Origin of the sequence: Noviherbaspirillum denitrificans (genome assembly GCF_002211445.1) — a bacterium.
Taxonomy (GTDB): domain Bacteria; phylum Pseudomonadota; class Gammaproteobacteria; order Burkholderiales; family Burkholderiaceae_D; genus Noviherbaspirillum; species Noviherbaspirillum denitrificans.
The window spans coordinates 1,328,759-1,351,415 of record NZ_LSTO01000001.1 but is presented as its reverse complement, the minus strand read 5'-3'; the positions used below and the strand labels follow the sequence as shown (position 1 = coordinate 1,351,415).

Genomic DNA, 22,657 nt, shown 5'->3' with positions numbered 1-22,657 from the left:
CGGAAAACACCGCAGTACACGCCGCCGCACGCCACTGCCACGCAATATCCGGCCCGGACAGGATGCTTGCGGCGGCAATGATCGTGACACCGGCCAGCATCGGTACGGCGACCGGCCGCGCACTTTCCTGCCCTACCAGCCGAAGCAGCAGCAGGCAATCGAGGAACACCCGCAGCACCCACATGCAAGCCGCGCCAGCGATCCCCCATTGCGTCACCGCCGCGTACAGGCCGAGCGCGTACAGCGGCAATTCCACCAGATGCACCTTGGCCGTCAAATGGGCACGCCCCACCGCCTGCAGCCAGGCGTGCGGCAAGTGGGAGATCGCATACACGAATATCCCGACTGCAACAATCTCGACCACGCGGTAGGCATTCGCCGCGAACGGTGCGCCGAGCCAGAGCCGCAAGCCGTCATACGATCCCGCAGCAGCCAGCGCGCACAAGGGCAGCATGATCGCGGAAATCAGACGGATACCGCGCTGGTAGAGTGCGGCCAGCGGTACCTCGGTGCGCGCATCGAGGTTGCCTGCAAACTTGGGAAACAGGACGCCGGCCAGCGCGGCAGGAATCACCATCGTCCGCAGCAATACCTCCTGCGACGTCACATACCAGGCCACCGCGGTCGGCGGCACGAGCGCCGCCAGCACGAAACGGTCGGAGTACAGCATCAGCGGCCCGATGACATTGGACACCGTGATCCATCCACCCTCCTGGAAGAACAGCCCCTGCCCCGCCAGTTTCGGGCGCACTTCTCCCAGCAGGATGCCGCGTTCGGCCTGCACGCAGGCCCAGGCGTGCGCCGCCAGCGCCAGCATCCGGCCAAGCACGATGCCGATAATCATGCCGTCCAGCGTCGGCATGACCAGCGAAGCTACCGCCGGCGCGGCGTAAGTCCACGCGCCGAATACCGTGCGCATGATGTTGACGCGCGCAAAACGGTGCACGCCTTCAAGCGCACCGCGCAACCAGTTGGTGGCCAGCGTGACCGGAATGCTGAAGGAAATCCACGGCCAGCTCGCCGATAATTCGCGACCTAGTTCGCCCTCGGGCAGGAAGCCGGCGAACACGCCGCGCGCCGCCAGCAACAGCATCGCGATCACCATCAGCGCCGGCACCGCCCGCCACCAGAAGAAGCCGCGCAAGTCCATCAGCTCCGCATCCAGCTGTCCCTGCTCGGCGGCCTGCGCCACGCGCCGGGTCACCACCCGGCTCAGGCCGAAATCGAGGAAGCTGAAATAGCCGACCAGCGCCCACACTACACCCAGCGCGCCCAGCCGCTCGACACCGGCGAAATGGGCAATGACCGGCACCGACACGAGCGCCACCGCCATCGGCAGCGTATGCCCGAGCAAATTGAAGATGAAAAACCGCAAGGTATGCATGGGTGTCTACCCGCGCAATTGCCCGGGCTGCGTACCCGCCTCGCGCTGTCCCAACAGGCGTGCATAGAAATCCAGCGAGATAGCGGTCGTGTTTTCCCAGGTGAAGGCACGGCTCTGCGCGTGGCCGCGTTCCACCAGGCTGGCCCGCGCTTCCGGATGGTCAAGCAGGGATCGCATCGCTGCGGCAATCTCATCGGTATTGTTGGGATTGACTTGCAGCGCGCCGTTGCCGGCGACTTCGGGCATGGAGGAGATATTGCTCGTGATCGAAGGCACGCCGGCAGCCATGCCTTCGAGCACTGGCAGGCCAAAGCCTTCGTAGAACGAGACATAGGTGAACAGGTCCGCCGACTTCAGTAGTGCGTGCTTTTCTGTCTCGTTCACATAACCGGTAAGCACGATCCTGTCGCGCAACGGCGACGCTTCGATGTACTGCAGCAGGCTGTCGTAATCCCAGCCTAGCTTGCCCGCGATGACCAGCTTGATGTCCGGATGCGTCGGCGCAACCTGCTCGAATGCCTTCACCAGCCCGAGGATGTTCTTGCGCGGCTCGATGGTGCCGACGTACAGGATGTAACGGCCGATATCGAAACGCTTGCGGAGTTCGGCGACGACGCGCGGATCCGCCGGGGCCTGCAGGCGCGCGAGCTCGGTGCCAAGCGGGATGACGCAGCGTTCCGCCGCGCAGAGCGGGAAGTCGCGCATGAAATCGTTCATCGTCGATTCCGAAATGAACAGCAAGCCTTCGACCTTCGGCAGGCGCCGGATGAAATACTGGAAAAACACCCGCTTGGCCGGCACATGCAGTTCCGGGAACAGGAAGAATGACATGTCGCAGACCGTGACGATGCGCTTGAAGCGTCCGAAGGACAGCAGCGGGAAACTGTAGTGCAACGAATGCACCGCGCCGATCCCCTTTACCAGCGCAAGCGCCGGGATGATCACCTGTTCCAGCAGCACGCGGAACAGGAAACGGCGGAACAGTTTCGCCTTCAGGACAATCGCGCTCGCGTTCGGAATCGCCGCCACTTCGCGCAGGAGTTCGGCATCATCGTCCAGCACGAGGAAATGCAGACGCATGCCGCCTGCCTGCGCCTGCAGCCGCTTCACGTAGTTGACGGCGTAAATGCCTACGCCGGTGCGTTCCAGCGGCAGTTGCGTCAGGTCGACCAGGACACTCTTCATGCGCCCTGCCTATTTCCGGTTCGCAAGCGGAGGCGACGGTTTGGCATCGAGCGCCGGCTCTTCCAGCGCACGCATGGCCGCCCGGTTCACCGCCGCGCGCTCGTCGTCGAAGAACCAGCCCCACTTGTTGAAGTAGAGGATCGCCGAGCGGATATGGCGGCGCAGCAGCACGCTGCTCTTGTACGAACCTTTCTGGTACGCATGCGTGATCGATACCGCTGGGTAGTAGACGGTGCGCGCGACGCGGCCGATGCGGCGCGACAGGTCGACGTCTTCGAGATACATGAAGAAGCGCTCGTCGAATCCGCCGGTCTTGCGCAGCACCGAGGTCCGCAGGAACATGAAGCAGCCCGACAGCGCCGGCACGTCCATGGTCCGTTCGTAACCGCTGCTGCGCATTTCGTAGGTATCGAGGCGTCCGCTCAGGCTGTACAGCGTCGGCAGGAAGCGCCGTACCAGCAGGTCGCCGGGATGCGGCAGCAGTTTGCACAGGTGCTGGTGGCTGCCGTCCGGATAGCGGATGTCGGGCATCACGAGACCGACGCCGGGATGCGCGTCCATATAGGACCGCAGGCCGGGAATGACTTCCGGCCCGAAAGTGACATCCGGATTGATCACCATGTGGTAGGTGGCGCCGCTCGCCAGCGCTTCCTCGATGGCGAGGTTGTGCGCGGCACCGAAGCCGGGATTGTCGGGACGGTGGATATAGCGCACGCCGAATTGCCGGGCTATCGCGCCCAAGCTGTCGTCACGCGAATTGTCGATCAGCATGACGGCCACCCCGGGCGTGGCCGCGACGCTGCGCAGCACATCGGCAATCTCGGCCGGGGGGTTGTGGTAGCTGACGATGGCGCAGCTAATCGACATGGGCAATGACTTTCTTGTAGACCGCGATCGTCTCGCGCGCAAACTTGCGCCAGGTGAATCCCGCCGCGCGTTCCTGCCCGGCAGCACCAAGGCGGGCGCGCAAGTCATCGTCCTCGATCAGCGACTGCATATGGCCGGCAATCGCCGCATCATCGGCCGGATCGACCAGGATACCGGCGTCGCCCACCACTTCCGGCAGCGATGCGCGGCGCGACGCGATGACGGGCACACCGCAGGCCATTGCCTCGAGCGGCGGCAGTCCGAATCCTTCGTACAGCGACGGATAGACGAACAGCCTTGCGCCGGCATACAGCACCGGCAACTCTTCCTGCGCGACATAGCCGGGCATGCGCACTTCGCCACGCTCAATCATGTGGCGCAGGCTTTCAGAAAAACGTTCCATACCCCAGCCGTTCATGCCGACGATCACCAACGGAAAACGCCGGCGTACCTGATCGGGCAGTTGGGCGAAGGCGGCAATGACGGTGGACAGGTTCTTGCGCGGTTCGAGGGTGCCGACGGCCAGCTGGTAGCTGCCGTATTCGAGGCCGAAGCGGTCCAGCACCGGCTTGCACTCGGCCGCGTCGCGCGGATGGAATTCAGCGCCAGCGCCCAGCAGCACCGTGGTCACGCGGTCGCCAGCAACGCCGTAATAGGTCATGACTTCCCGCCGCACGAATTCCGAATCGACCACGATATGCGCGGCATGCTCGACCACTCTCGGCATGAAGCGGTTCATCTCGCGCAGGCGTTCCGCCGGATGGGTTTCGGGATGACGTATCCAGGACAGGTCATGGACCGTGACGACCGACGGCCCCTGGAACCGGTAAGCCAGGAAGGCCGGCTCATGGTACAGGTTGAGCTTGTGGCGGTGCACGCCCGACGAAAAGCGGGTTTGCTTGAGGAAGCGGGTGATCAGGTGCGGATGCGGCATGATCCGCTTGATCGCATTGTTCAGCTCGCGCGCGCCGGGCGCGGCGGCGGTGCGGATCTCGCGGTCCCATGAGGTGCCGTAGAACAGCCACGGTTTGTGCGGAAGCGCGTCCTGCAGCTCGGTGATCAACCGATAGGTGTACTGCCCGACCCCGGTCAGCGGGGACAGGATCGGCACGGCATTGATGCCCACCCGCACTCGGTTGAAAAGGTCCATATATCGTTCTTGTCGTGCATGCGACCGGCACCAGCCGGCTGTATTCAGTTTGCAGCTCCGGCTGAATACATCCAGCGCAGCGTCTCTTCGAGCGGAATCGGCTGCAGGTTGGCGACCAGCGAGCGCAGCTTGTCGGGCGAGCCGGCCAGCGTCTTCACATCCGACTGCCGCACGAAGGCGGGATTCACGCGCACGTCGATGTCGTAACCGGCGATCTGCTGCATCGTGTCGAGGATAGCACGCAGGGAATACGGGCGGCCGCTGCAGATATTGACGGTCTGGCCGGCGCAATCCTGTTCCAGCAGTCCGCGGTACGCCTGCGCCACCATGCGCACGTCGGAAAAGTCGCGCTCGATATCGAGGTTGCCGAGTTCGATGACCGGTGCGCGCTGCACGAAATGCGACACGATCTTGGGCACCAGGAAATGCGGTTCCTGGCCCACGCCGGTGTAATTGAACGGCCGGGAAATGACGATCGGCAGGCGGTCGCTCAGGGTTTTCACCATGAACTCCATCGCCAGCTTGCTGACTGCATAGTGGTTCACCGGCTGCGGCGGCTGTGCTTCGGCAATGAAGCCCGCGGTCGCATTGCCGTACACGTTGGCGCTGCTGGCAACGATTGCGCGCCGAGGCGACAGGCCGGTGTCCAGCAGGGCCTGCAGCAGGTTCATGGTGCCGATCACATTGACACGGTAGAACGCGTCCGCATCGGCGTGCTGCACGAAGCTGATGGCGGCAAGGTGGATCAGGTAATCGGGACGCACCTTTTCCATTGCGCGGCGGCAGTTGTCGGGTGACGTGATGTCCAGCGTCACCTCATGCGGGCCGCGCGAGGCGCCGACGAGCGCGCCCACGACGGTATAGCCCGCCGCTTCGAGTTCCGCGCGCACATACTTGCCGGTAAAGCCGTTGGCGCCTGTCAGCAGGACGCAGCCGCGCGAGGCGGCATTCGCCTGGTCAGAAGGAGAAGCCACGCTCGTTTCTCCGCAGGTCAGCCTGTACCATCATCTGGCACAACTGCTCCAGCGTCGTTTCGGGCGCCCAGCCCAGCTTTTCGCGGGCCTTGGCGGGATTGCCGATCAGCAGGTCGACTTCGGCCGGGCGGTAGAACTTCGGGTTCACGCGCACGAGGGTCTTGCCGCTGGATGCATCCAGCGCCACTTCTTCCTCGCCGCGTCCGCGCCATTCAAGCCGGAAATCGGCGGCCTTGAAGGCCATGGTCACGAAATCGCGCACGGTTTCGGTCCGATTGGTGGCGAGCACATAGGTATCCGGCTCATCGGCCTGCAGCATGCGCCACATGCCTTCCACGTATTCCTTCGCATAACCCCAGTCGCGCTTGGCATCCATGTTGCCGAGTTCCAGCACGTCGAGCTGGCCGAGGCGGATCTTGGCGACGGAATCAGTGATCTTGCGCGTGACGAATTCGCGGCCGCGCAGTGGCGATTCGTGGTTGAACAGGATGCCGCTGCAGCCGAAGATGTCGTAGGACTCGCGGTAGTTCACAGTCATCCAGTGCGCATACAGCTTGGCCACGCCATAGGGGCTGCGCGGATAGAACGGAGTCGATTCGATCTGCGGGATGGCCTGCACCTTGCCGAACATTTCGGAGGTGGATGCCTGGTAGAAGCGGATCTTCGGGTTGACGATGCGAATCGCTTCCAGCAGGTTCAGCGGGCCGATACCGGTGATTTCGGCGGTCGTGACCGGCTGGTCAAAGGACACGCCGACGAAGCTTTGCGCGGCGAGGTTGTACACCTCGGAGGCGCCGGTGTTCTGCAGCAGACGGATGCTGGAACTCAGGTCGGTCAGGTCGTACTCGACCAGGTGCAGGTTCGGATTCTTGTCGATGCCCAGCTCTTCGATGCGCCAGAAATTGACCGAACTGGTGCGGCGATAGGTTCCGTAGACCGTGTAGCCCTTCTTCAGCAGGAGTTCGGCCAGATAGGCGCCGTCCTGGCCTGTGATGCCGGTGATGATCGCAATGTTGGAAGTAGTCATATTTCGGTGAGGTAGTTAAATCTGGAAACGGAAGCCGGCTGCGGCGCACAGTGCTTGCCTGAGGGCACAGCCCTGCAAGCATTCGGTCAAATTAACGGAAATTAATCTTCTGGTAATAATGGAAATCAAATCAGTTCAAGAAACAACAACTTAGGCCGTCCGGATATTGCAGAAACTCACTACTTTCCTGCCGGAACAGCATCTTCCCGCTCCACTTCCGTGACAAGGCCGGCCGGCCGGTCGATGCCGATGCGCGGCTGGATCCACGCACATCCGACGAATTCCTGCTTGCTCAGGTTGGCCACGGTAAATACCAGCGCCAGGTCCCGCCATTCGTAATTGTTGACCAGGTGCGTATCGGTGCCCTGCAGCGCAGTCGCGATCGAATACGTTCCGGGCCCGAGGTTAAGCGGAAAATCGATCCTGTACGTGATCTCTTCGCCGCCCCGTACGTCGTTAATGGGCTGGCTGGTGAGGTCGGTATTGGTCCCGTACACCGCCTGCCCGAGCCTGTCCTTGATCATGTATCCCAGCACCAGGCGCGGAATCGCAGCCCGCGCCTTGACCTTCACCTGCAAGCTCACCGGCACGCCGACGTCGTAGATCTCTTGCGGATCGCCGCGTTCGTTCAGCAACGCGACACTGGTCACCGTCGCCTCGCCCGTGCCCGAAACGGTCTGTACCTTGCCGTCCTCCAGCACATGCTGCTGCAGGTTCAGGTTGGCATTCTCGCGCTCGGCCAGGCGGGCGTTATAGTAATCCATCACTTCTTCCGGCATGCCTTCCTTCACCAGGCGGCCGCCGTCCAGCAGGATCGCGCGGTTGCAGATCGACTGGATCGCATGCTTGTCGTGCGAGACGATCAGCAATGTCGTCCCTGCCCTGCTGTAGTTGCGGATGCGGTCGAAGCTCTTGTGCTGGAAGTAGGCATCACCTACTGACAGCGCTTCATCGACGATCAGCACATCCGGCCGCTTCGCCGTCGCCACGCTGAACGCAAGCCGCATCTGCATGCCGCTCGAATACACTCGCACCGGCTGGTCGATGTAATCGCCGATTTCGGCAAAGGCTTCGATCTCGGGCATCAGTTCGGCAATCTCATCCACGCCCATGCCCAGCAATTGGCCCGCCATGAAGACATTCTGGCGGCCCGTGAATTCGGGATGGAAGCCCATCCCCAGCTCAAGCAGCGCAGCCACGCGGCCGGTGATCTCTACTCGTCCCGTCGTCGGCTGCGTGGTGCCGGTAATCATTTTCAGCAGCGTGCTCTTGCCGGCGCCATTGATACCGATGATGCCGACCGCTTCACCCGGTTCGAGGCTGAAGCTGACATCCTTCATCACCCATTTCAGCTGGTGGCGCGGGCCGCCGAAGGGCAGCACCCATTCGGCAAGACGGGCCCAGCGGTGATGGTATTGCTTGTAGGCCTTGCCCAGGCCTTCGACACAGATACGGCCCATTACAGTTCATCCACGATTTCGCCCACACGCTTGCGGAACATGCGGATGCCAACAACGCAGAAGACAGCTGCCAGCGCGGCGGGGAACATCAGGCTGCTCCACACCGGCCACCGGGCATGCACGAAAATATCCTGGTAGGCAGTCACCAGCGGCACCATCGGGTTGAGATTGAAGATGGGAAGGATGCGCTCCGGCAGGATCGACGCGGGATAGACCACCGGCGTCAGCCAGAACCAGAACTGCAGCAGTACGCCGAAGAACTGACCTACATCACGAAAGAACACATTCAAAACACCCACAATGATACCAAGGCCAATTGCGAATACGACCTGAATCATCAGCACGGGAAAGACAGCAACGAAGGTCCAGCCTGGGAAGTTGCCGCTCACTAGCAGGAAAAGCACGAACAGCCCGAAAATAATCGCAAAATTGATCCCCGCATTGAAGACCACGATCACCGGCAGGCAGATGCGCGGGAAGCTGATTTTCTTGATCAGGTTCGCGTGTTCGAGGAACACGTTCTGCGCCCGGCCAACGATCTCGGCAAACAGCCCCCAGGTCAGCACGCCCGCGCACAGGTAGATGCTGTACGCAAAACCGCTGTCCACGCCGGGCAGGCGCGCCCGCATCACCTGCGAGAAGATGACCGTGTAGACCACGATCATCGCCAGCGGATTGAGGACAGTCCATGCTGCGCCCAACAGCGAATTCCGGTAGCGCGACTGGAACTCGCGCTTGACGCTGCCTGATATGAAGCCGCGATAGCTCCACATCGAGCGCAACATGCCAACTGCCATTATTTGACCCTGCCGTAGATATCTTCAAAGCGGACGATGTCATCCTCGCCCAGATAGGAGCCGCATTGTACCTCTATCAAGGCAAGCTCCGTTTCGCCCACGTTGGTCAGGCGATGCTTGTTGCCGGCGGGGATGTAGGTCGACTGGTTGGCTTCCAGCTTGATGGTCTGTTCGCCGTTGACGACTTCCGCCTTGCCGGACACGACGACCCAGTGTTCGCTGCGGTGATGGTGCATCTGCAGCGACAGCGAGGCGCCCGGTTTGACCGCGATGCGCTTGATCTTGAAGCCCGGCGCTTCCTGCAGCACCGTATAGGTACCCCAGGGACGCGCGACGGTGCGGTGGATCTTGTGCGCGTCATGGCCGGCTTCCTTCAGGCGGGAGACCACCTCCCGCACATCCTGGCTCCTGGATTTGTCGGCTACCAGCAGCGCGTCCGGCGTGTCGACGATCAGGATGTTATCCAGGCCGATCACCGCGACGAGGCGTTCCTTGGTTTCGATGTGAGTATTACGGCTGTCAATGACGATGGTCTGGCAATTGTTGTTGGTATTGCCGTTCGCATCCGCCGGGATCGCTTCGGCCACGGCCTTCCAGGCACCGATATCGCTCCAGTCGAAATCGCCGGGAATGACGGCGATGTTCTTCGCCTTTTCCATCACCGCATAGTCGATGGAAATGTTTTCCAGCGAGGTGAACGATGCCGGCAGTTCGCGCTTGTCGCCGTCGGCTTTCGTGCTGTTCCATACCTGGCGCGCGCCTTCCAGCAGCTTCGGATTGTAGGCTTCGAATGCATCGAGGATGGCGCTCGCCTTGAAGCAGAACATGCCGCTGTTCCAGACATAGTTGCCTTGCGCGAGGTACTTGCCGGCGGTGACCGAATCGGGCTTTTCCACGAAGCGTTTGACGACCTGCGCCTCGACGCTCACCTTGTCGCCCATCTCGATGTAGCCGAAACCGGTTTCCGGTGCATTCGGCTTGATGCCGAACAGCACCAGGAAGCCGTCGTTGGCGAGATTTTCCGCATGGCGCACAGCGGTGTAGAACGAAGGCGTGTCCTTGATGAGGTGGTCGGCGGGCAGCACCAGCATGCAGGCATCCTTGTCCTGCTCCATCGCCCACAGCGCGGCCAGCGCAATGGCGGGCGCGGTATTGCGGCCGCCCGGCTCGAGCAGGTAGCTCGGCTTGACCGACTGCTCGGCCAGTTCGTCACGCGACAGGAAGTAGTAATCCCGGTTGGTGACGATCAGCGGGGCGGTATTGCCCGACACAGCCAAGGCGCGCTCATGCGTCTGCGTGAGCAGGCTCTTGCCGTCGCCGATGCGCATGAAGGGCTTCGGGTATGCCTCGCGCGATACCGGCCAGAGACGGGTGCCAGCACCGCCGGAGAGAATGATTGGGATCAGCATGATGTTTTCTCGCTCTTTTTTGATTTGTAGGATTTATGGATTGGCTTGTTCGGTTCTGACGGCTTCACCTTCCACCCCTTACTCAAGACACAGGTTCAGTGCACTATCCCAGCGTGGAAGCTGGCAGAACGTGTCGATCAGCTTCTGGCAGGACAGGACTGAATTGGCCGGCCTGCGGGCGGGCGTCGGATAGTCCTTCGTCGCAATCGGGATAACCGCCGGCTTCCGCTCGGTCGACCAATGCGCGACGATGGTCTGCGCAAAACCATGCCAGCTGGTCTGCCCCTGCGCCGTCAAGTGGTATAGCCCCGACTTCGCTTGCCACTGGTCGAGGTCGATGCCACCCTGCTTTCCCGCCCCCAGCATTGCCACGATATGGGCTGTTGTATCAGCAATGGTACGGCACCAGGTAGGGGCACCGTATTGATCATCGACAATACGCAGTTCGTCGCGCTCCGCGGCGAGGCGGCGCACGGTGAGCAGGAAATTGCGGCCGCGCGCGCCGTAGACCCAGCTCGTCCGCAGGATCAGGTGCGGCGCGCCGCTTGCCTGCACGGCCTGCTCTCCAGCGAGCTTGGTACGGCCGTAGACATTCAGCGGCAGGGTCACATCGTCTTCAGTGTAGGCGCCCGCCTTGTTGCCGTCGAATACATAATCCGTCGAGTAGTGGATCACGCCGGCGCCCAGCCTGCGCGCCTCTTCGGCAATGACGCCCGGAGCCTCGCCATTGATGCGCATGGCCAGCTCGGGTTCGCTTTCCGCCTTGTCCACAGCAGTGTACGCCGCCGGGTTGATCACCAGGGACGGCTTGATTTCACGCATGACGGCGCGGATGGCGTCGAAATCGGCCAGGTCCATCGCCTCGGCGTCCATGGCAATCACTTCACCCAGGCCTTGCAGACTGCGTTCAAGCTCGTACCCGACCTGGCCGCTTCGGCCTGTTACCAGAATTTTCATGCGTACACCTCGGCGTCCGCGAACGGGCCTGCCTGGCTGTCCTTTGCCGAAAGGACGGGCGCTCCCGCAAGCGGCCATTCGATGCCGATTTCGGGATCGTTCCATGCAATGCAGCGTTCGTGTTCAGGCGCGTAGTAGTCCGTCGTCTTGTACAGGAAATCGGCCGTTTCGCTCATCACAAGGAAACCGTGGGCAAAGCCGGCCGGCACCCACATCTGAAGCTTGTTTTCGGCGGACAGGACGGCGCCGAACCATTTCCCGAACGTGGGTGAGCTGCGGCGCAGGTCGACGGCGACATCGAACACCTCGCCATCGACGACCCGCACCAGCTTGCCCTGCGGCCGGCGGACCTGGTAATGCAGGCCGCGCAGCACATTCTTCGCGGAGCGGGAGTGGTTGTCCTGCACGAAGCGCACCGGTTCCGGCGCGTCGAGGGCGTCCTGGAAGCGGCGCTCGTTATAGCTCTCGAAAAAGAATCCGCGCTCGTCACCGAATACGCGCGGTTCAAGGATGAGAAGGCCGGCAATGGGCGTGCGAACGATATTCATGGTCAGAACACGCCGTCGGCCAGGACGCGCAGCAGGTACTGGCCGTAACCGCTCTTCCTCAGCGGCTGCGCCAGCTTTTCGAGCTGCTCCGCGGAGATGTACTGCTTGCGGAAGGCAATCTCTTCCGGGCAGGCGACCTTCAGGCCCTGCCGACGTTCAAGGGTGGCGATGAATTGCGAGGCATCCATCAGCGACTCATGCGTCCCAGTGTCCAGCCAGGCCATGCCGCGCCCCATCACCTCGACGTTTAAGCTGCCGCGGTCCAGGTAGGCCTGGTTGACGTCGGTGATTTCCAGTTCGCCGCGCGCCGACGGTTTGATCGATGCCGCGATGTCGCACACCTGGCGGTCGTAGAAGTACAAGCCGGTGACGGCGTAGTTCGATTTCGGCACGGCCGGCTTTTCGACGATGCTCACTGCGCGCATGCCGCGATCGAATTCGACGACCCCATACCGCTCGGGATCGGTCACGTGGTACGCGAATACGGTGGCCCCGTCCTCGCGCGACTGCGCGGTGCGCAACTGTTCTTCGAAATTGTGACCGTAATAGATGTTATCCCCGAGGATGAGTGCGGACGGCGCATCCGCGATGAATTCGCGGCCGATGATGAATGCCTGTGCCAGTCCGTCCGGGGATGGCTGCACTGCATAGCGGATGTTGATGCCCCACTGGCTGCCGTCGCCGAGCAGTTCCGTGAAGCGCGGCGTGTCCTGCGGCGTGGAGATCAGAAGGATGTCGCGAATGCCGGCCAGCATCAGCGTCGTCAGCGGATAGTAGATCATCGGCTTGTCGTACACCGGCAGCAGCTGCTTGGACACGGCCATCGTGACCGGGTACAGCCGCGTGCCGGATCCGCCGGCGAGTATGAGGCCCTTGCGCTGCAGCGTCATGCGACTTGCTCCTGCGCCGGATTGCGGGCGCCGTAATTCTTTTCCACCCACTTGAGGTACTCGCCCGACTGTACGCCGCTTACCCAATCCTGGTGGTCGAGATACCACTGCACCGTCTTCCGGATGCCTGACGAGAAGGTCTCGGCGGGCTTCCAGCCCAGTTCGCGCTCGATCTTGCGCGCATCCATCGCGTAACGGCGATCATGGCCCGGACGGTCCGCAACGAAGGCGACCTGGTCGCGGTAACTGCCGGATTTCGGCGCCAGTTCGTCGAGAATGTTGCACAGCGTATGGACGACATCGATGTTGCCCATCTCGTTCCAGCCGCCGATGTTGTAGGTCTCACCTGGGCGGCCGTCCTGCAGCACGCGTCGAATCGCGGCACAGTGGTCACCGACATACAGCCAGTCGCGCACCTGCCGGCCGTCGCCATAGACAGGCAGGGCTTTGCCGGCCAGCGCATTGGTGATCATCAGCGGAATCAGTTTTTCGGGGAACTGGAACGGGCCGTAATTGTTGGAACAATTCGTAGTCAGCGTCGGCAATCCGTAAGTGTGGTGGTAGGCCCGCACCATGTGGTCGGAGGCTGCCTTGGTCGCGGAATACGGGCTGTTCGGCGCGTAGCCGGTGGTTTCAGTGAACGGCGCATCGCCCGGCTCCAGCGAACCGTAGACTTCATCTGTCGACACGTGCACGAAGCGGAAATTCGCCTTCGCATTCGCATCAAGTCCGGCGTAATAGGCGCGGGCCGCTTCCAGCAGGACGAACGTGCCGTTGACATTGGTCGTCACGAATTCCCCAGGGCCGTGGATGGAGCGATCAACGTGGCTCTCGGCGGCGAAATGGACGATGGCGCGCGGCTTGTAGGTGTCCAGCAGACGGCCGACCAGTGCCGCATCGCAAATGTCGCCGCGCACGAATACATGGCGGGCATCCTCACGAACCTGGCGCAGGTTGTCGAGGTTGCCGGCATACGTCAGCTTGTCCAGGTTGACGACGGGTTCGTCCGTTTCTGCCAGCCAGCCGAGCACAAAATTCGAGCCGATGAATCCGGCCCCGCCCGTTACAAATATCATTCGATGTCCTGCTGCGAATTATGCTAAACCTATGATTTTACTTGAGAATGTTGATTTATTTGTACGCGTCTCCGGCGGATTTGCAATTTAAACAGGTATCCGCGCTCGCTGCCGTAAGGATTTGTTACCTGGCGCCGGACTGGTCCGAAGTTTCTTATAATGCGGGGCCGGCTTCCTTACATTGCCAATTGGCAATTTCTTGATCGTTCAACATGTCCACGTACGTCATCGGCGACCTGCAAGGTTGCCAGCCCAAGCTATCCGAACTGCTCGACCGCATCCGTGCCGTCTGTCCCGACCCTCGTTTCATTTTCGTGGGCGACCTGGTCAACCGCGGCCCGAGCTCGCTCGCGACTCTACGCGAAGTGCGGGCGCTGGGCGATACCGCGAATATGGTATTGGGCAACCACGACCTCCACCTGCTGGCCGTGGCGCATGGCATCCGCAAGGCACATCGGTCGGACACGCTGGACGACATCCTCGCCGCACCTGACCGCGACGAGCTGCTGGAATGGCTGCGCCGCCAGCCCATGGCGCTGCTGGAAAACGGCCATCTCATGGTGCATGCGGGCGTGCTGCCGCAGTGGACGGCGGAACAAACCATGGCGCTCGCCGGCGAAGTGGAAACTGTCCTGCGCGGACCCGACTGGATCGACTTCCTGCGCCAGATGTACGGCAACGAACCGGCGCGCTGGGACGATTCCCTTGAAGGCGCGGACCGCATTCGCTGCATCGTGAATGCGCTGACCCGGATCCGCTTCTGCACTGCCGACGGCACGATGGAACTGGCTGCGTCGAAGGGCGTCGAGATCGCGCTACCCGGCTACATGGCCTGGTTCGATGTTCCAGGTCGCAAGACGGAAGACGTCACCGTGGTCTTCGGCCACTGGTCGACGCTGGGGCTGACGCTGCGCCCCAACCTCATCAGCCTCGACACCGGCTGCCTATGGGGCGGAAAGCTGACGGCGGTGTGCCTGGAAGACCGCTCGGTCATCCAGGTGGATTGCCCGCAGTATCAACGCCCAGGCTCGATCTGATCGCGTCATAGGCGGCATCGGCAAGCTCGCGCCGGTGCGATGACTCGCCGGTGTCAATAATGGGCAGCACCGTGAGTTCTGCGGTCACGCCGCCTGCCTTGAGGATCGTCATCATGCTTTGCACGAAGGTCATCTCGCCCACGAAATCGGCGGCCGGGTGCAGCCTGCCGTTCGCATCGAGATAACGCACCGCGTACGGCTGAACCGGCACGTCGGCCTCGATCGCCGCTTCGAAGAGGTTGGCATGGAACGGCAGCAGCGTGCCTTGCGGCGCGGTGGTCCCTTCGGGGAAGAAGGCGACATGCTCGCCCGCGTGGAGGCTGGTGACCAACCCCTGGTAGATGCGCCGCACGTCGCGCAACTTGCCGCGTGCAATGAAAATCGTCCCCGTCTTCTCGCATAGCCAGCCGATCAGCGGCCAGCTGCGGATATCCGACTTGGCGACAAAGCGCGTCGGATGCAGGGAATTGATCACGAAGATGTCCAGCCAGGACACATGGTTCGACACCATCAGCGCGCGCGGCGCCGGCTGCGCATCCTGCAAGTGTTCGATCCGCACGCGCACACCACACAATGCGACGAGCCGGACCGACCAGGCGCGGACATGCGCCCGGCGGCCCGCATCGTCAATCAGCGGAAACAGCAGCGCGCAAGTCGCCAGTCCGCGGAACAGGTGGATCAGGACACGCAGCAGGCGAAAGGCGAGCAAGGCGTTCAACGTTCGAACGCGATATGTCCCGAGACGATCGTCATTTTGACCTGGCCGGTCATTTCATAACCGAGGAAGGGCGTATGCTTGCCCTGGCTGGCCAGCGCCTTCGCATCCACCTTCCAGCGCGCCGCGGGATCGAAGATGCAGACGTCGGCGACGCTGCCCGGAGACAGTTTGCCAGTCGCCAGTCCGGCGACACGCGCGGCATCCGACGTGACCTTGCCGATTGCCTTGCCGAGCAGTTGCGGCGAGCGCGCATCTTCCACCCAGCGCAGCACCAGCGGCAGCAGCAGTTCGAGTCCGGTTGCGCCGGGCGAGGCCTCGCCAAAAGGCAGCAGCTTTTCATCGTCGTCGACCGGCGTGTGGTCCGAGCAGATGACGTCGATCGTGCCGTCAAGCAGGGCCTCGCGGATGGCGTCGCGGTCACGCTGTGAGCGCAGCGGCGGCGTCATGCGGGCGTTGGAATCGAAGAAACCGATATCGACGTCGGTCAGGTGCACATGGTGTGCGCCGACGTCGCAGGTGAGCGCCAGGCCTTCCTTCTTGGCCGCGCGCACCAGTTCCAGTCCGGCCGCTGACGAAATCCGGCACAGGTGGACACGCGCGCCGGTACCGCGCATCAGTTCGAAAATGGTGTGCAGCGCAATGGTTTCCGCCGAAACTGGCACGCCGGACAGGCCGAGCCGCGACGCCACCGGACCGCTGTGCGCGATGCCGCCGCGCCCGATATGCGGATCCTGCGGACGCAGCCAGACGGTGTAACCGAAGGTATTCGCATACTGCATGGCCCGCAGCAGCACGTTCGTGTCGACGATGGTTTCTTCGGCCTGCGAAAAACCGATGCAGCCCGCTTCAGTCAGCTCGGCCATTTCGGTCAGGGCCGCGCCCTTGAGGCCAACCGTCAATGCGCCGAGCGGATAGACGTGCGCCTGGTTGAGTCCTTTCGCGCGGTGCTTGAGCATTTCAACCAGGCCCGGCTCATCCAGCACCGGATCGGTGTCCGGCGGACAGACGAGGCTGGTGACGCCGCCCTGCATTGCGGCCTGCATTTCCGATTCCAGGGTGGCCTTGTATTCGTAGCCCGGTTCGCGCAGGCGCGCGCTCAGGTCGACCAGGCCGGGCACCACGATCATGTTTGTAGCGTCGATGACCTTGGCACCGTTGAAGCCCTCGGGCGCCGTCCCGACCGCCACGATCTTCCCTGCTGCGATGAACAAATCCTGTTGCGCGTCGATGCCGTTGGCCGGATCGATGAGGCGGCCATTCTTGATATGGAGTTTCATTGATTAATTTCCCGCCAAAATGCTCATCACCGCCATGCGGACCGCGATGCCGAAGGTTACCTGCGGCAGGATCACTGCCTGCGCGCCGTCCGCAACCGCAGAGTCGATCTCGACGCCGCGGTTCATCGGGCCCGGGTGCATCACGATGGCATCGGGTTTGGCCAGTGCGAGGCGTTCCGGCGTCAGGCCGTAGCTCTTGAAGAACTCCTGTGCGGACGGCAGCAGCGCGCCCGACATGCGCTCGTTCTGCAGGCGCAGCATGATGATCACATCAACGCCCTTGAGGCCTTCGTTCATGTCGTGGAAAACGCGTACGCCCATTTGCTCCAGCCCGCCCGGCAGCAGGGTGCGCGGACCGATGGCACGCACTTCCGGCACGCCCAGCGTGGTCAGTGCGTGGATGTCGGAACGCGCAACGCGGCTATGCAGGATGTCGCCGACGATGGCCACCGTCAGGTTGGTGAAATCCTTCTTGTAGTGGCGGATGGTGTACATGTCCAGCAAGCCCTGCGTCGGGTGCGCATGGCGGCCGTCGCCCGCGTTCACCACATGCACGTGCGGCTGGTTGGTATCGATCAGGTGCTTGGCGATCAGGTAGGGCGCGCCCGACTGCGCATGGCGCACCACGAACATGTCGGCGTGCATCGCCGCCAGGTTGTCGATGGTGTCGAGCAGCGACTCGCCCTTCGAGGTGCTGGATGCGGAAATGTTCAGGTTGATCACGTCCGCCGACAGCCGCTTGGACGCGATCTCGAAGGTCGTGCGGGTGCGTGTCGAGTTTTCGAAGAACAGGTTGAACACGCTCTTGCCGCGCATCAGCGGCACTTTCTTCACTTCGCGGTCGCTCACGCTGACGAAGGAGGAGGCGGTATCGAGGATATGGTTGATGACCGCTTTCGGCAGGCCTTCGATGGTGAGCAGGTGTTGCAGCTCTCCGTTCTTGTTCAATTGCGGGTTATGCATGGTCCACCGTGAGGGAGAAGCGGCCGTCGTCGGCACGGTGCAGCACGAGCTGCTGGTCGTCGGAAAGGGTTGCGGTATCGGCGATGAAATCGGCGGCGATCGGCAGTTCGCGTCCGCCGCGGTCGACCAGTGCCGCCAGCATGATCTTCGCCGGCCGGCCGTAGTCGAACAGCTCGTTGATCGCCGCGCGCGTAGTGCGGCCGGTATAGAGCACGTCGTCCACCAGCAGGATGGTCGCGCCTTCCACTTCGAACGGAATCTGCGTGGGCTTGACCTCGGCATGGAGGCCACGCTCCGCATAGTCGTCACGGTAGAAGGAAACGTCGATGAACCCGAGGCGGTCGGTGAGCTGCATTTCCGCGGCAAGCCGCTCGGCCAGCCATGCGCCGCCGGAGTAGATGCCGACGATGGCGGCATGTTCGGCATTCGCCAGGCCGCTCTTCACGCGGTCCGCGAGCGTCCGGTAGAGCGCCTCGGCGTCGAAATTAGGATTCGGCATAGTCATTGAAGTATTGTTGCAAAATTATTGCCGCCGACTGCGCATCGACCGCTTCGCCGCGTTTCTGCGCAATCACCGCGGAAGAATACCGCTCGTCGACCAGTGCGGTCGCCACGCCGAACCGGCCGTTCAGCTGGTTGGCGAACCGGCGGCAGCGCACGGTCATTTCATGTTCTGCGCCATCGGGATGCAGGGGAAGCCCGACCACGCACAGTGCCGGTTTCCATTCATTGATCAGCGCGCCGAGCTCGGCGAACTTCGCATCGTTGGTCGCCGCGCTGATGATGGAGAGGGGTTGCGCCTGCCGGATCAGGGTATTGCCGACGGCGACGCCGATGCGTTTCAGACCGAAGTCGAAACAGAGGACCGTTTCCACGTCTTATGCATGCCCCGCTTCGCCTGCCAGCATCATGGGATCGATGCCAAGCAGTTTCATGGCGGCCGCAAAGCGGGCCTCGACCGGCAGCTCGAAGATGATGGCCGGATCGGCACGCACCGTCAGCCAGCCATTGCGGCCGATTTCCTCTTCGAGTTGCCCGGCACTCCAGCCCGCGCAGCCGAGGCTGACCAGGAGGCGCTGCGGGCCGCTGCCGACGGCCACGGCTTCGAGCACGTCCTTGGACGTGGTCAACGCGATCTGGTCGGTGACTTTCATCATCGAGGTATAGGCGCCGTGCGGCGCGTGCAGTACGAATCCCCGTTCCACCTGCACCGGCCCACCGAACATCACCGGCTTCTTGTCGGCCGGCACGCTGCCAGCATCGATTTCCAGCTCCAGGTCGATGCGCTCGAAGAGCACATCCATAGTCATGTCGGTGGCCTTGTTGATGATGACGCCGAGTGCGCCCTCGTCATTGTGCTCGCACATGTACACGACCGTGCCGCCGAACACCGGATCGAGCATGGACGGCATGGCAATCAGGAAGTGGTCGACGAGGTTGAGCTGCGGGGCGGACGACATGCCCTGGGAAGAAGAAAAATCGGGAGTATCCCGGTGGGAGCCGGGTTTATCGGAAAACGTGCGCGTCTTGCTGGGTTTCACCATAATGAGCATTTTAGCAGTTTTGACAGGATTCCCACCCCGGAAAGCGCATCAAACCGGGAATTCCTTCCAAGGATTCAAGGCCACGCCATGTCCCGTTTCGACAAGTCCCTCGTCTGGTTCCGCCGCGATTTGCGCAATTTCGACCATGCAGCGCTCCACCAAGCCCTGGCACAAAGCCGGGCGGTCTACTGTGCTTTCGTTTTTGACAAGGAAATCCTGGATTCCCTTCCCCGCCAGGACCGCCGGGTGAGCTTCATCCATGCATGCGTTGCCGAGCTGGATGCCGCCCTGCGTGCTGCCGGCGGCGGCCTGATCGTGCTCCATGCGCACGCGGCCGAAGCGATTCCGCGCCTTGCGGCCGAGCTGGGTGTGGATGCCGTCTTCGCCAATCACGATTACGAGCCAGCCGCAGCCAGCCGGGATGCCGAAGTGGCAACACGCCTGTTGGCGGAGAACCGGGAATGGCTCAGCTTCAAGGACCAGGTGATTTTCGAGCGAGATGAAGTCCTCTCGCTGTCCGGCAAACCCTTCTCCGTGTTCACTCCCTACAAGAATGCCTGGCTGAAAATGCTGCACGCCACGGAATCTGTCAGCCTGGCTCCGCATTCTGTCGAGCCTGCTCCCGAACAGTTGGCCGTGCCTCCGCAATGCCACGCCCTCCCGTCGCTTGCCGACCTGGGTTTCGAGGAAACACCGCCGCCAGTTCCGGCCGGCATGTCCGGCGGCCAGGCGCTGTTCGACGATTTCATGCCGAGAATGGCCAGCTACGACCGTACGCGCGACTTCCCCGCAATCAAGGGCCCATCCTATCTTTCGGTGCACCTCCGTTTCGGCACGGTGTCAATCCGCGGACTGGTTCGACAGGCGCTCGCCGGAGTGCGCATGTCCGCCAGCGGCGCGGCAACCTGGCTAAGCGAACTCGTGTGGCGCGACTTCTACTTCATGATCCTGCATCACCATCCGCGTGTGGTCGAGCGCGCATTCCGGCCCGAATACGATGCCATCGAATGGGAGTCCGGCCCGCATGCCGACGAGATGTTCCAGGCATGGTGCGAGGGGCGCACCGGCTATCCGCTGGTCGACGCCGCCATGCTGCAGCTCAACCAGACCGGCTACATGCACAACCGCCTGCGCATGGTCACGGCAAGCTTCCTGGTCAAGGATCTCGGCATCGACTGGCGCCGTGGCGAACGGTATTTCGCGCAGCAGCTGAACGACTACGACCTCGCGGCAAACAACGGCGGCTGGCAGTGGGCGGCATCAACGGGCTGCGACGCGCAGCCCTACTTCCGGATCTTCAATCCGGTCACGCAGTCGGAAAAGTTCGACCCGGAGGGAAAGTTCATCAAGCGCTACCTGCCCGCCCTTGCCCCGCTCTCCGCCAAGGCGGTGCATGCCCCCTGGCTGTCAGGCATGCAGGTGAAAGACTATCCGCCCCCTATCGTCCAACATGACGTTGCCCGGAAGCGGACGCTGGAACGCTTTGCCGTGGTCAAAAAATCGTCGCCACTGGCCGACCACGAAAGCTGAACCTGAAAAAAAAAGGCCTGCACATATGCAGGCCCTTGCCGTCATGAACGCGAAACAGGTCACGCGTGACTTCCTACGAAGCCGGCAATCAGCTGCAACAGCTGGTCTTCCTGGTACGGTTTGCCGAGGTACTCGTTGACCCCGATCTCCATCGCATAGTTGCGGTGCTTGGCCGCTGTGCGCGAAGTAATCATGATGATCGGAATATGGCGCGTCCGCTCATCATCACGCACATTGCGCGTGAGGTCGAAGCCATCCATGCGCGGCATTTCGATATCGACGAGCATCACCGCCGGCGTCACCGACTGCAACTGTTCCAGCGCATCCACACCATCCTTGGCCAGCACTACCTGGTATCCCTCGCGCGCCAGGAGGCGCTGAGTGACACGCCGCACCGTCAGCGAATCATCAACCACCATCACGATGTCCTGCGTGCGCAATCCCTGCACAGGCGGCGATGCCGGATCATGTGGCGTCATTTCAGCCACCGCACCCATCGTTGCCGGCGCATCGGAGGCACTCATGCGCGGCGCGCGCAGATTGTCGAGTGCCGCGCGCTGCGCCAATGGAACGGGGTTCAGGATCAGGACGATATCGCCGGAACCCAGCACCGTGGCGCCGGCAATGCCGATCAGGCGTGACAGCTGCGGACCGATGTTCTTGACGACCACTTCGCGGTTGCCGATCACCTCATCGACGTGCAATGCGACGCGCTCGTTACCGCTCTTGAGGATGAGCAGCGGGGAATACTGCTGCGATACCGGCGAGGCCGTCTTGTCGCCCAGCAGCGTCGACAGGTAATACATCGGCACACGCTGGCCCTGCCACATCACTGCCCCCTCGTTGTAGGCCGATGCCAGCGCATTGGTCTTGAGCTGCTGCACCTGCTCGACCAGCACGGACGGAACAGCGTAGGTTGCGCCGCCGGTGGACAACAGGACGACCTGCGTGACTGCAAGCGTCAGCGGCAGGTGGATGGTGAAATGGGTTCCCTTGCCGGCCTCGCTCGAAGTCGAGACACGGCCGCCGAGCGCCGCCGCTTCGGAACGGACGACGTCCATCCCGACACCACGTCCCGCCAGTTCCGTGATCTCGTCCGCTGTCGTGAAGCCCGGATGGAAGATCAAGTCCGTCACTTCTTCGTCCGACATGGCATTGTCATTCGACAGCAAGCCGACGCGCGTCGCCTTGTCCCGAATGCGGGCGATGTTAAGTCCCTGGCCGTCATCCGAAAACCGGATCACGACTTCGTTGCCTTCCTGGCGCACCTCGACCAGCAGTTCGCCGATATCGCTCTTGCCAGCCGCCAGCCGCGCTTCGCGGGATTCAATGCCATGAACGATGGCATTGCGCAGCAGATGTTCGAACGGCCCGGTCATGCGCTCCAGCACACCTCGGTCGAGTTCTACCGTGCTGCCGCGAATATCGAGATTGACGCGCTTGTCGACTTCCTTTGCCGCCTGCCGCGTCAGTCGAAAAAGGCGCTCCGAAATGCTGGCGAACGGGACCATGCGCACCCGCATCAGGTCTTGCTGCAGGTCGCGCGTCAGCCGTGCCTGCTGGGAAAGATCGGTGGCGGCGCTATCCAGCGTTCGGCTCAGGTTCTGATGCACGGACCCAACATCGTTGACGCTTTCGGCCATCATGCGTGTCAGTTCCTGCAACCGCGTAAAGCGGTCGAATTCCAGCGGATCGAATTCCCGGTCGCCCGCATGTCCCATGCGCGATGCAATCTGCGTCTCAGCCTGCATCTCGATCTCGCGCAGCTGGTCGCGCAAGCGCGTGACGTTCTCCGTCAGCTCAGCCAGCGATTGCCTGAGCGTGCCAACTTCCGTTTCCAGCTTGGAACGCGAAATGGACACCT

22 protein-coding genes are annotated in these 22,657 nt (G+C 62.3%); 2 read left to right on the top strand and 20 right to left on the bottom strand.

All coding sequences use genetic code 11. The annotated features are described in order from the left end of the window. From AYR66_RS06695 to rfbB, 13 genes are all read right to left on the bottom strand, one after another. The coding region (locus AYR66_RS06695; RefSeq protein ID WP_206047085.1) for a flippase at positions 1-1,384 on the bottom strand (1,384 nt) is incomplete at its 3' end. A gap of 6 nt (positions 1,385-1,390) precedes the next feature. Further along, on the bottom strand, positions 1,391-2,569 hold the full coding sequence (locus AYR66_RS06690) for a glycosyltransferase family 4 protein (protein WP_088706876.1): 1,179 nt from the start codon (positions 2,567-2,569) through the stop codon (positions 1,391-1,393). Between the two features lie 9 nt (positions 2,570-2,578). Continuing rightward, a complete protein-coding gene (locus AYR66_RS06685; protein ID WP_088706875.1) occupies positions 2,579-3,436 on the bottom strand; it encodes a glycosyltransferase family 2 protein in 858 nt (285 codons plus the stop codon). After that, complete coding sequence (locus AYR66_RS06680; protein ID WP_088706874.1) at positions 3,426-4,586, bottom strand: glycosyltransferase family 4 protein; 1,161 nt, start codon at positions 4,584-4,586, stop codon at positions 3,426-3,428. Before AYR66_RS06680 ends, AYR66_RS06685 begins: the two co-directional genes overlap by 11 nt. A 44-nt stretch (positions 4,587-4,630) precedes the next feature. After that, a complete protein-coding gene (locus tag AYR66_RS06675) occupies positions 4,631-5,560 on the bottom strand; it encodes an NAD-dependent epimerase/dehydratase family protein (RefSeq protein WP_088706873.1) in 930 nt (309 codons plus the stop codon). Next, entirely contained in the window at positions 5,544-6,587 is a 1,044-nt protein-coding gene (gmd, locus tag AYR66_RS06670; RefSeq protein WP_088706872.1) for a GDP-mannose 4,6-dehydratase, read from the bottom strand. Before gmd ends, AYR66_RS06675 begins: the two co-directional genes overlap by 17 nt. Before the next feature lie 179 nt (positions 6,588-6,766). Beyond that, positions 6,767-8,047 (bottom strand): ABC transporter ATP-binding protein, encoded by a 1,281-nt coding sequence (locus AYR66_RS06665; protein WP_088706871.1) that lies wholly within the window; start codon positions 8,045-8,047, stop codon positions 6,767-6,769. Then, positions 8,047-8,844, bottom strand: coding sequence for an ABC transporter permease (locus AYR66_RS06660; protein WP_088706870.1), 798 nt, complete (start codon positions 8,842-8,844; stop codon positions 8,047-8,049). Before AYR66_RS06660 ends, AYR66_RS06665 begins: the two co-directional genes overlap by 1 nt. Further along, the gene (locus AYR66_RS06655) at positions 8,844-10,253 is read right to left on the bottom strand and encodes a mannose-1-phosphate guanylyltransferase/mannose-6-phosphate isomerase (RefSeq protein ID WP_088706869.1); all 1,410 of its coding nucleotides are present in this window, start codon (positions 10,251-10,253) and stop codon (positions 8,844-8,846) included. The genes AYR66_RS06660 and AYR66_RS06655 overlap by 1 nt, the downstream gene beginning before the upstream one ends. 78 nt (positions 10,254-10,331) lie before the next feature. Beyond that, positions 10,332-11,210, bottom strand: a complete 879-nt coding sequence (gene rfbD / locus AYR66_RS06650) for a dTDP-4-dehydrorhamnose reductase (RefSeq protein WP_088706868.1) — start codon at positions 11,208-11,210, stop codon at positions 10,332-10,334. After that, a complete protein-coding gene (gene rfbC, locus AYR66_RS06645) occupies positions 11,207-11,758 on the bottom strand; it encodes a dTDP-4-dehydrorhamnose 3,5-epimerase (protein ID WP_088706867.1) in 552 nt (183 codons plus the stop codon). Before rfbC ends, rfbD begins: the two co-directional genes overlap by 4 nt. Positions 11,759-11,760: 2 nt before the next feature. Further along, complete coding sequence (rfbA, locus tag AYR66_RS06640; RefSeq protein ID WP_088706866.1) at positions 11,761-12,648, bottom strand: glucose-1-phosphate thymidylyltransferase RfbA; 888 nt, start codon at positions 12,646-12,648, stop codon at positions 11,761-11,763. Next, a complete protein-coding gene (rfbB, locus tag AYR66_RS06635; RefSeq protein WP_088706865.1) occupies positions 12,645-13,724 on the bottom strand; it encodes a dTDP-glucose 4,6-dehydratase in 1,080 nt (359 codons plus the stop codon). The genes rfbA and rfbB overlap by 4 nt, the downstream gene beginning before the upstream one ends. A gap of 212 nt (positions 13,725-13,936) precedes the next feature. Here rfbB and AYR66_RS06630 point away from each other — a divergent pair, with 212 nt between their 5' ends. Continuing rightward, a complete protein-coding gene (locus tag AYR66_RS06630) occupies positions 13,937-14,761 on the top strand; it encodes a symmetrical bis(5'-nucleosyl)-tetraphosphatase (protein WP_088706864.1) in 825 nt (274 codons plus the stop codon). Here AYR66_RS06630 and AYR66_RS06625 read toward each other — a convergent pair. From AYR66_RS06625 to AYR66_RS06600, 6 genes are read right to left on the bottom strand one after another with little or no spacing between them, the layout of a single operon-like run. Further along, positions 14,715-15,470 carry a lysophospholipid acyltransferase family protein gene (locus tag AYR66_RS06625; RefSeq protein ID WP_088709644.1) on the bottom strand — a complete coding sequence of 252 codons (756 nt, stop codon included), beginning with the start codon at positions 15,468-15,470 and terminating at the stop codon, positions 14,715-14,717. The genes AYR66_RS06630 and AYR66_RS06625 overlap by 47 nt on opposite strands. A 5-nt stretch (positions 15,471-15,475) precedes the next feature. Next, positions 15,476-16,756, bottom strand: a complete 1,281-nt coding sequence (locus AYR66_RS06620; RefSeq protein WP_088706863.1) for a dihydroorotase — start codon at positions 16,754-16,756, stop codon at positions 15,476-15,478. 3 nt (positions 16,757-16,759) lie between these two features. Beyond that, on the bottom strand, positions 16,760-17,719 hold the full coding sequence (locus AYR66_RS06615) for an aspartate carbamoyltransferase catalytic subunit (protein WP_088706862.1): 960 nt from the start codon (positions 17,717-17,719) through the stop codon (positions 16,760-16,762). Beyond that, positions 17,712-18,224: a bifunctional pyr operon transcriptional regulator/uracil phosphoribosyltransferase PyrR gene (gene pyrR / locus AYR66_RS06610; RefSeq protein ID WP_420093092.1), complete on the bottom strand. Its 513-nt coding sequence runs from the start codon at positions 18,222-18,224 to the stop codon at positions 17,712-17,714. Before pyrR ends, AYR66_RS06615 begins: the two co-directional genes overlap by 8 nt. Continuing rightward, on the bottom strand, positions 18,205-18,594 hold the full coding sequence (gene ruvX, locus AYR66_RS06605) for a Holliday junction resolvase RuvX (protein ID WP_088706860.1): 390 nt from the start codon (positions 18,592-18,594) through the stop codon (positions 18,205-18,207). Before ruvX ends, pyrR begins: the two co-directional genes overlap by 20 nt. A 3-nt stretch (positions 18,595-18,597) precedes the next feature. Continuing rightward, positions 18,598-19,263: a YqgE/AlgH family protein gene (locus AYR66_RS06600; RefSeq protein WP_170942085.1), complete on the bottom strand. Its 666-nt coding sequence runs from the start codon at positions 19,261-19,263 to the stop codon at positions 18,598-18,600. 87 nt (positions 19,264-19,350) lie between these two features. Here AYR66_RS06600 and AYR66_RS06595 point away from each other — a divergent pair, with 87 nt between their 5' ends. After that, positions 19,351-20,793, top strand: coding sequence for a cryptochrome/photolyase family protein (locus AYR66_RS06595; protein WP_088706858.1), 1,443 nt, complete (start codon positions 19,351-19,353; stop codon positions 20,791-20,793). A 59-nt stretch (positions 20,794-20,852) separates the two neighbouring features. Here AYR66_RS06595 and AYR66_RS06590 read toward each other — a convergent pair. Next, on the bottom strand, positions 20,853-22,657 hold a 1,805-nt coding region (locus AYR66_RS06590; RefSeq protein WP_141104036.1), incomplete at its 5' end, for a hybrid sensor histidine kinase/response regulator.